Genomic DNA, 2379 nt, shown 5'->3' on the forward strand with positions numbered 1-2379 from the left:
CGGCGCGGCGGCCGGCACGACGGCGGGCACCGCCGCGTTCTGCCTCGGTCGCTGGCGTGCCCGGCAGCTGCTGTCGCGGCCGGTGACGCCGCCGGTGGAGAACACCCCCTGGCATCTGATGCCGGTGGAGCGGGTGCTGGAGAAGCTGGACACCGGGACCGACGGCCTCACCGGGGAACAGGCCACCGAGCGGGCGTCAGGCCAGCCGGACGCCGACAAGCCGACCCGGGTGGGACTCGCGTCGGCGTTCGTCGAGGAGCTCGCGAACCCGTTGACTCCGGTGCTCGCCGCGGGCGCGGCGCTGTCCGCCGCGGTCGGCTCCCGCACCGACGCCGGACTGGTGGTGGGCATCACCGGAGCGTCGGCGCTGCTGGGCGCGGTACAGCGAGTGCGGACCGACCGGGCGCTGGAGGAGCTGTTCGCCCGCTCGGCGATCGGTGCCCGCGTACGCCGGGCCGGCGCGGAGCGGCTGGTGGCCGCCGGGGACCTGGTGCCCGGCGACGTCGTGGTGCTGCGGGCGCAGGAGGTCGTGCCGGCGGACTGCCGGCTGCTGGAGGGGGAGGGGCTGGAGGTCGACGAGTCCTCGCTGACCGGCGAGTCGCTGCCCGTGGCGAAGGACCCGGCGCCCACCGTCGCCGCTCAGATCGCCGACCGGCACTCGATGCTCTACGAGGGCACCACCGTCTCCGCCGGTCAGGCGGTCGCCGTGGTGGTGGCCACCGGTTCGGCCACCGAGGTGGGCCGCAGCATGGTCACCGCCCGGCAGAAGTCGCCCGTCACCGGGGTGGAGTCCCGGCTGACCTCACTGACGAAGACGAGCGTGCCGATCGCCATCGGCTCGGCGGTCGCGGTCGCCACGGCCGGTCTGGTGCACGGTCTCCCGCTGAGCCAGACGCTGTCCTCGGCGGTGAACCTGGCGGTCGCCTCGGTTCCCGAGGGTCTGCCGTTCCTCGTCAACGCCGCCCAGCTGGCCGCCGCGCGGCGACTCGCCGACCACGGCGCGCTCGTCCGCAACCCCAAGACCATCGAGGCCCTGGGCCGGGCGGACGTGCTGTGCTTCGACAAGACCGGCACCCTCACCGAGGGGGACCTGCGGCTGGCCGCGGTGAGCGACGGTGACCACGAGACTCCCGCGGACCACCTCGACGCCGCCGTCAAGGCGGTGCTCGCCGCCGCGCTGCGTGCCACTCCCCCGGCCCGCGAGTCGGAGCCGCTGGCCCACCAGACCGACAACGCCGTGGTCGCCGGCGCCCGCCGGGCCCGCGTCACGGTCCGGCACCGCGCGGCGAAGTGGAAGCGGGCCGACGCGCTGCCCTTCGACCCGTCCCGGGCCTACCACGCGACGACGGGGCACTGCTCGCAGGGCGACCTGCTGAGCGTCAAGGGAGCGCCGGAGAACGTGCTGGAGCGCTGTACCCGCCGGCAGCTGGACGGCAAGGAGTCCGAGCTGGACGACGCCGGCCGCAAGCACCTCACCGACGCCGCCGAGCGGCTGGCCGGTGCCGGCCGCCGTGTGCTGGCCGTCGCCGAACGGCCCCTGGCCAAGGGCGAGGACGTCAGCGACGAGACGGTCGGCGAACTGGTCTTCCTCGGTTTCGTCGCGCTCGCCGACCCGGTCCGGTCCGGTGCCGCGCCGGCCACCGCGCGGCTGCGTGAGGCAGGCGTGCAGACCGTCATGCTCACCGGCGACCACCCGGCTACCGCGGACGCCATCGCCGCCACCGTCAACGACGACCCGGACCAGAAGGTCTGCACGGGCGCCGAGATCGACCGGCTCGACGACGACGCGCTGGACGAGCTGCTGCCCACCCTGGATGTCATCGCCCGGTGCAGCCCGCACCACAAGGTGCGGATCGTGCAGGCCTACCAGCGCATCGGCCGGGTGGTGGCGATGACGGGCGACGGCGCGAACGACGCGCCGGCCATCCGCCTCGCGGACGTCGGCATCGCGCTGGGCCGGCGGGGCACGCCCGCCGCGACGGCCGCCGCGGATCTTGTGGTCAGCGACGACCGGCTGGAGACGATCATCGCCGCGCTGATGGAGGGCCGGGCGATGTGGGGCTCGGTCCGCGACGCGCTGGCGATCCTGGTCGGCGGCAATCTCGGGGAGGTCGCGTTCAGTGTGCTGGCCGCCGGGCTGACCGGGTCCTCGCCGCTCAACGCCCGGCAGATCATGCTGGTCAACCTGCTCACGGACCTCGCCCCCGCCCTGGCCATCGCGATCCGGGAACCGTCGACGGAGCACGCCGAGCGGCTGCTCCGGGAGGGCCCCGACCAGTCGCTGGGCAGCAGCCTCACGCACGAGATGCTGCTGCGCGGCGGCACGACCACACTGGGCGCCGGTCTCGCGTGGGGCGCGGCACGGCTGACGGGCCGGCA

General features: G+C 75.0%; 1 protein-coding gene. It reads left to right on the forward strand.

All coding sequences use genetic code 11. The features are described 5' to 3' along the window. On the forward strand, positions 1-2379 hold a 2379-nt coding region (locus tag ACYVE9_RS23245; protein ID WP_461029846.1), incomplete at both ends, for a cation-translocating P-type ATPase.

The sequence above is a fragment of the Streptomyces sparsus genome (genome assembly GCF_054776295.1).